Source organism: uncultured Lutibacter sp. (assembly GCF_937891065.1).
Classification (GTDB): Bacteria; Bacteroidota; Bacteroidia; order Flavobacteriales; family Flavobacteriaceae; genus Lutibacter.
Map to the genome: position 1 here is coordinate 1 of NZ_CALAEQ010000201.1, position 7,920 is coordinate 7,920.

5 protein-coding genes are annotated in these 7,920 nt (G+C 29.2%); 1 reads left to right on the forward strand and 4 read right to left on the reverse strand.

Annotated features, from left to right (window positions below; all coding sequences use genetic code 11):
- Positions 1 to 133 precede the first annotated feature (133 nt).
- The 4 genes from Q0352_RS11020 to Q0352_RS11035 are packed head-to-tail and all read right to left on the reverse strand — an operon-like array spanning position 134 to position 5,438.
- Positions 134 to 712, reverse strand: coding sequence for a DUF3575 domain-containing protein (locus tag Q0352_RS11020; protein WP_299527440.1), 579 nt, complete (start codon positions 710 to 712; stop codon positions 134 to 136).
- Positions 713 to 772: 60 nt separating this feature from the next.
- Positions 773 to 4,165, reverse strand: coding sequence for a hypothetical protein (locus Q0352_RS11025; RefSeq protein ID WP_299527442.1), 3,393 nt, complete (start codon positions 4,163 to 4,165; stop codon positions 773 to 775).
- 33 nt (positions 4,166 to 4,198) lie between these two features.
- Entirely contained in the window at positions 4,199 to 4,681 is a 483-nt protein-coding gene (locus Q0352_RS11030; protein ID WP_299527444.1) for a methylated-DNA--[protein]-cysteine S-methyltransferase, read from the reverse strand.
- Positions 4,671 to 5,438, reverse strand: a complete 768-nt coding sequence (locus Q0352_RS11035; RefSeq protein ID WP_299527446.1) for a TatD family hydrolase — start codon at positions 5,436 to 5,438, stop codon at positions 4,671 to 4,673. The genes Q0352_RS11030 and Q0352_RS11035 overlap by 11 nt, the downstream gene beginning before the upstream one ends.
- A 198-nt stretch (positions 5,439 to 5,636) precedes the next feature.
- Between Q0352_RS11035 and Q0352_RS11040 the strand changes: the two genes are divergently transcribed.
- Positions 5,637 to 7,920, forward strand: a 2,284-nt coding sequence (locus Q0352_RS11040) for an endonuclease (RefSeq protein WP_299527448.1), incomplete at its 3' end; no start/stop codon positions are given.

The following is a 7,920-nucleotide window of genomic DNA, read 5'->3' on the forward strand; positions in this document are numbered from 1 at the left end:
ACGCTCAATAATTAAAGAAGATATTGACGTTAAAAACTGGTTAATGAAAATGTAATATTTATTAATTTAATAGTATATAAAAAAAGCCAAACTAAAATTAGTTTGGCTTTTTTACTTTCTAAATATTGTATTATTAAAATCTATAACCAATAGCAACGCCTCCTCTACCAACTACTTCATCGTCACTATTCCCTAGTAAATCTCTACCTATTCCTAAATAAATTTCAGCGACAAAACCTCTTTTAGTAACCCATTTTCCACCAGCTGAAATACCAACTGCAAAATCTGTGTATTTGTCACTGTCACTACCATTATCACCATGGTATGTATCAGTATTTGGGTCATAGTAATCATAAGTATAATAGTAATAATCTTTTGCAGTATGTAGCATTGTAAAAGCTTCTATAAAAAAACCTTGGGCATATTTATTTGAAAAGAATTGTCTGTAATATGGTGTAATAGAAAAAGTTCGATATTCATCTAAACTAGCAGCATCGGAATCTTTATCTAGGTTAAACAATAGATTAACTCCAATAGTTGATTCTTCATTAAGGATTCTTTCATAACCAACATCAAAAAATTTAAAACCAATTAAATTAGACATATTAATTTTTAATTCATTTTTGGATAAATCCTCTTGGTAATTATTTTCTTGAGCAAAAAGCGATAAACTTGTAATAAAAAGTATTGCTAAAAGGGTGATTTTTTTCATAATTGAATTTTAAATTAGTGAGTAAAAATAGAAACAAAAATCAAACCAAAGTATAAAAAATTAAAAAATAGCTTTTAATTGAATAGTTCCTGTGTGTACAGTTTGTGAAGTCTCGCTTTTTCTACCTAAATAATTAAGGTTTAAATTTAGAAATGAATTCAATTTTCTTTGAAATAACAAACTCCAAGTATAGTTTTTTCCAGGTTGCAAGCCTTCTAACATTTGATAGGCTGCCGGTGAATTGTTAAGCCCTTCAAACTTGTTATTAAAAATATTTATTTCGGTTTTCAGTATACTTTTTAAACCGTTTGCATAGTTAACTGCAATTCCAAGTTTTTCCAATTTTAAAGTTTCTAAATTTCCTAATTTATTTTGTTTGTCTTTAAATTCATATAAAAATGAAAAGAAGGTGTTTTTACTGTAATAGTAAGATAACTTTGGATGTATTGTACTGTTATCTAATTCATAATTTCTATTGGTATAGTTTAAAGAGTTACTTGTATTTTTAGCATTATTTATATTGAAATTAAATTGCCAAAACTCACCTAACTTGTGTTCAAACTGAAGTTGATGCATTTGCAATTTACTTTCTAAATTATCTATAGTAGTTGTTGCTATATTTTGTGATTTTATAAAATTATAGGTAGTTGAAAATTGCTTTTTCCCTTTGTTGAAATATAAACTATTATTTAAGTTAAAATTTAACCCAAGCAAGTCGGTATTATTAATATCAAACGGATTTAAATTAAACTTTTTAGCTAATTTTTTCTGTTTACTATCAATTAAAATAAAAGTTTGATTGTTAAAATAGGAAAGCATTTTTTTAACACCACTTTTAGTATTCCATTGTTGCGGATTAATAGTTAAGGTTTGTGAAAATTTATTTTGATGTGTAGCAATATAATTTATGGTTGGCAAAATAATACGTAAATACTCAGCTTGATCTTGAAACTGCGCAATTTCAAACTCATTTAACTCTTTAACTCCATTTTCATTATAATCTATCCACGTGTAAAAACCTTGTCCGGGTTCTGTTTTAATATACGTATAATCTTGTTGTGGTAAAGTACCTGAAAGTGTTTGATAGACTGAATTAAAAGCTAAAAACTGATTAAATAATTGCTGTTTATAAACAATCTTTGAGTTTAATGATTCTTCATTTTTAAAATTTACATTTTTAACAGTTCTGTAATTTATATAAACGTTTAAATTTGAGTTCTCGGTTTTAATTAAATTCGATTTTAAATAATAGGTTTTGGAAGTGTTTACTTTTTCAAACGTATTATTTTGAATACTATCCGTTGTTCTAAAATTTACTCCAATTTGAGTAAATACTTTTGAAGAATCACCAACACCTAAAAAGGCTTCGTACTCATTGTATTTATGACTTAAATTTAGCAACTTATTTGTTGAAATTTCACTTCTTTCATTTTTCTCGGCATTTATATGTGCACCAAACCACTTGTTTTGTAACTGGTATTTAGTGGTTATATAATATCTTGAAAAAATTCCTTCTTCTAAAGTTGTTTTGTTATTTAATAAGCTGCTATTAAAACTAAATGAGAGGTTTTTATGTGCTAAATTTCCAAATAATTGATGTTTATTCCCTTTAAAATAGTCGCTAAATTCTAAGTTTTCAAATTCATAATTTATAGTGCTATTTTTTTTGTTTGAAAGAGCCAAAGCAGTACTTAACATTTTTTGGTTTCCAGTTGTAGTTTCAATATTCCAATCTCTGTTAAATTCGATATTCTGAATCCGCTCAATACTTTTGAAGTTTTCATTTATAAAATCAAACTTAAAATTACTTTTCAATTGCCATATATTTTGAAAAATTATTTGCTCCCAGCCCAACTTTGTAGCGAGTCCTTTATTTGTTGCATTGTCTAAGGTTGAAAATAAATTAACATCATTATTACTAAAAGCAGTTTCAGCGTTAATTGTTGTTTTTTCAGTAGGATTATAAGATGCTTTAAATACCGCTATTTGTAATTTAGTTGGTGCAATTAACTGAATCACAGGATTGTAATTTCCTGAATTCTCACCAACATATTCAAAGATTTTTCCAATAGCAATTACATCTTTCAATTTATAACTTCCCAAATTTTCACCAACATAGGTAAAAGTTACATTGTATAATTCATCAGTTTCATTGTTTGAAAATTCAAATATCTCAGTGGTTCCAATCAACGATTTTTTATACAAAATTTTATCTTCAGAAAAAGTATCTATAAAAGCTGAAGGTGTAACCATTTCGGTTATATCGTTTCCGGCATCTGCTAATAATTGCTTTTGTTCGTTACTTAAATCTTGTTCTAAAGGCTGATTTTTTAAATCGTTTTCATTATAAAAATAGCCGCTTACACTTAGTTTATCACTTTTATAATTTGTGCTATTATACGTTATAAAACGAGTGTAAACTCTATCTGTAAATTGATATTCTGCCGTAATTCGTATGTCTGAAGTTATAGGAAAAGTGGTGTTAAACGTAATTTCAGCCGTGTTATAATCTATAGTATAATCGTTGTTTTCACCACGTTTTAATAATTTACCATTTGAATAAATCTGTTCTGTTCCCGATAAAATTAAAATATAAGTATTGGTATTTAAATCGGATAATTTATAAGGTCCTTGATTTCCTTCTTGACCGTTAAACTGTACTTTTTTGTATTTCCCTTTAACAATTGCCCCAGAAGTTTGAAGGTTGATTTCGGAATTTTCAGTCGATATTTTGGCTTTAACGGCTAAACCCGAAACTTTTTTATTGAATTTTAAATAAGAAGTTTCGTTATTATTCAAATAAATATCACCTGCATTAACACTCCAATTATCACTATATAATTCAATAAAAACTCGATCAAATTCATTTAATTTATAGGTATTTCCGTTTTCCTGAATCGGTAAATTTGTATCAATAATTGAAGCTTTTAAAGTCACTTTATCATTTAATTTACCAGCAATTTGCAAATCTAATGTTGAGTTAACAACCGCATTTTGATTATTTCCAACTGTAACGCCACGTGTAATATTCCCAATGGTATTTAAGCCGTCAAAAGGTTTAAATGGTAATTTTTTTTCATTGGTAGTTAAACTGAATAATTGAGTTTGATCAGTTGCTTTTGGAACTATTAATTTTTTATCGAATTTAAAATAGTTTTTGGTTATAAAATCTGGGTACGAAGTGTATTGAACTGTAATTTCTGAAAATTTTATTGAATTTTCCTTTTTGAAAATAAGCATCGATTTAGAAAAATCAATAGTATATTTTGAAGAATCAATTTCAGAATTTGATTTGGTAAATACTTTAAAATTAAAGGGACTAATACTAACTGTGTCTATTTTTACCGTATCATTTTTAACCAAAAAAGACTTCAAATGAACATTTTTTGATTGAATTTGAGCATTGATAGAAACGCTAATTAAAAGAGTTAAGAAAAGTAAACCTTTTTTCATTTTTTAAACTAACGTTGAAAAGTTAAATATAGTTTAAAATAATGATTGTTGTGGCGATGGACTTTCGTGCTCTAATAGCCATTTTTTACGCCATAAACCACTAGCGTAACCTGTTAACGACCCATCACTTCCAATAATTCTATGGCAAGGAATAACTATCCAAATTGGATTTTTCCCATTAGCAGATGCCACTGCTCTGATAGCTTTTGCGTCTCCTAATTTTTTGGATTGTTCTAAATAATTACGTGTTTTTCCAAAAGGTACATTTAACAATTCTGCCCAAACTCTTTTTTGAAAATCGGTTCCTTGAGGGTTTAATTTTAAATTGAAATCAGTTCTAGTACCATTAAAATATTCTTCTAGCTGTTTTATACAGTCTTGTAAAACTTTAGGAATATCTTTTGAAGTTTCAATACCATCATCTAGTACGCTAACAGAAATAACTCCATTAATATCACCAATAATTTTTGCAGTTCCAATAGGTGTTTTATAATATGCGGTTTGTTTAGATTCCAAATACTTTTTTTGAGTTTTGAGTTGTTACTTCGGCAATTTCTTGTGGAGTAACTTTATAAATATCAGCTAATTTTTCTAATACGTTAATAATATAGCTACTTTCATTCCTTTTTCCTCTATACGGAGTAGGTGCAAGATAAGGTGCATCGGTTTCTAAAACTAGATGTTCTAAAGGAATTTCATTCAAAAACTGGTCTATTTTTCCATTTTTAAACGTTACAACACCACCAATTCCTAATTTCATATTATATGAAATTACTTTTTTGGCTTGCTCTAAATTTCCAGTAAAACAATGAAAAATTCCATAAAGTTTATTGTCTTTTACCTCTTCTAAAACTTCAAAAATTTCATCAAAGGCATCTCTACAATGAATAATTATTGGTAAGTTTTTTTCTTTTGCCCACTCAATTTGAGTTTTAAATGCTCTTTGTTGAATTTGTAGTGTAGATTTATCCCAATACAAATCGATTCCAATTTCACCAACGGCATAAAAATCACGTTTATCTAACCATTGTTTTACAAAAGCTAATTCTTCCTCGAAATTTTCTTTTACATGTGTAGGATGTAAACCCATCATTAAAAACATATTGTTTGGAAATGTTTTTTCCAAATCTAGCATAGCGCTAAGATATGTTGAATCTATCGCCGGAATAAAAAAGCGAGAAACACCAGCATCAATTGCCCGTTGTACCATCTCGGTTCTGTCTTCATTAAATTGTTCACTATATAAATGTGTATGGGTATCTGTAATTATCATTGGACAAAAATAAGTAAAAACAAAACAATGAAGTAATTCTATATTTGTAATCTGGTTATATTTTGCAAGTGTTTATTTTTTAAAAATGTTAACTAATGAATACTTCCTTAAAATCGACTTTTTCGTTAGAATTATTATCCACATTATTATTTTTATACCCAAATTAATAATAAGTTTGTAACCCTAAAATTTTATAACGTGAAAAAAACATTACAATATTTGTTACTATTTTTAGTAACTGCACCATTTTACGCACAAACGATACCATCCTATTATACTGATGTAAATTTAAATAAAACAGGAAATGATTTATTTTTAGAGTTAGCTTCAAAAATAATTAGCACTCATAATGGGATTCCATACTCTAGTTCTTCATTTGATGTATGGGATGCTTGCCAACAATCTCAAGAAGACCCAACTATTAGCGAAAATGTGCTCCTATTTTATGGATTTGATGATGCTGATGGAAATTCAGACACAGACAGAACTAGATTAAAATCACTAATGGCGGGTTCAAATTATGTTGCAGGAATGTGGAATCGAGAACATATATTTGCAAAATCATTAGCGATTCCAAGTCTTGGAACTGATGAGCCTGGTCCCGGAACTGATGTTTATAATTTACACGCTGCAGATCAGGATAGGAATTCTGAAAGAAACAATAATAAATTTACTGAAGGAAGTGGTAATTCAAGAATTATTTCAACCAATGGTGGTTGGTATCCTGGAGATGAATGGAAAGGAGATGTTGCCAGATCTATAATGTATATGTATACACGTTACCATGGAACAGGAACACAAATTTCAGAAACGAAATGTTTACCAATAAATGTTGGTTTTGGAGACCCTTTAATTATTGATGATAATATGATTGATTTGTTTTTAAGATGGAATGCTGAAGATGAAGTTTCTCCTTTTGAAGCAAACAAAAATGAAGTGCTCGCAGGGATTCAAATGAACAGAAACCCATTTATTGACAATCCTTATTTGGCTACATTAATTTGGGGAGGATTAGTTGCTGAAGACAAATGGAATATGGGAGGTTCTTCTGATACTGAATCGCCAACGGTTCCAACAAATTTAATAGCTTCAAATATAGATATTAAATCTTTTGATGTTAGTTGGGATGATTCAACTGATGATATTGGAGTATATGATTATTTAATATATTTAGATGGTATTTATAAGCAGTCAACAACTTCAACTTCAATATCATTCACAAATTTAAGCCCAGAAACAAACTATATTGTAACTGTAAAAGCGAGAGATGCTGCTTCTAATTATTCTGAATTTAGTTTACCACTTAATGTTACCACTTTAGTTGGGCCAACGATTTTAATTGAAGAACACTTTGAAGATTGTGCAAATACAAAATTCTTTACATATAATGAAGCTAGTAACAAAAATTGGGAGTGCACATCTACTTTTGGCGAAAATAATTCTGGTTCTTATGGAATCAATGGTTACCAAGAAGATGTAGCGAGTAAAGATTGGTTAATAACCAATAATCCTATAAATTTTGATACTGAAACAGGGGAAAAATTAAACTTTTATTTAGATGCAGCTTTTGGAACAACTCCTTTATTGCTTATGTATTCTTCAGATTATGATGGTTCAAGTACTCCAAGTAATTTCACTTGGACCCCAGTACCAAATATAACCATTCCTATACATTCAAATGGTAGTAGTACAGAGGAAGTTTATACATTTATTGATAAAGATATTAGCACAATTACGGGTACAGTTTATTTTGCGTTTAAATATTATTCTGATGGTGTTCCAACAAGATGGACCGTTGATAGTTTTGAAATTACAGCAGATAATGATAATCCAGATATTGATGGTGATGGTGTTGACAACGTAGATGATTTATGTCCAAATACACCAGCAGGAGAAACTGTAAATGCTGATGGTTGTTCAAATGGACAATTAGATGATGATGAAGATGGAGTTCAAAACAGTTTAGATGTATGTGCAAATACTCCAATTGGAGAAGCTGTAAATGCAGATGGTTGTGGAGCATCACAATTGGATGAGGATAATGATGGAGTTTTCAATAATTTAGATGTATGTCCAAATACTCCAACAGGAGAAACTGTAAATGCTGATGGTTGTTGGACAGGTGAATTAGATGATGATGAAGATGGAATTCAAAACAGTTTAGATGTATGTTCAGATACTCCAGCAGGAGAAGCTGTAAATTCAGATGGTTGTGGAGCATCACAATTGGATGAGGATAATGATGGAGTTTTCGATAATTTAGATGTATGTCCAAATACTCCAACAGGAGAAACTGTAAATGCTGATGGTTGTTCAGATGGACAATTAGATGATGATACTGATGGGGTTCAAAATAGTTTAGATATATGTTCCGATACTCCAGCAGGAGAAACTGTAAATTCAGATGGTTGTTCAAATGGACAATTAGATGATGACAGTGATGGGATTTTCAATAATTTAGATTTATGCTCTAATACACCAA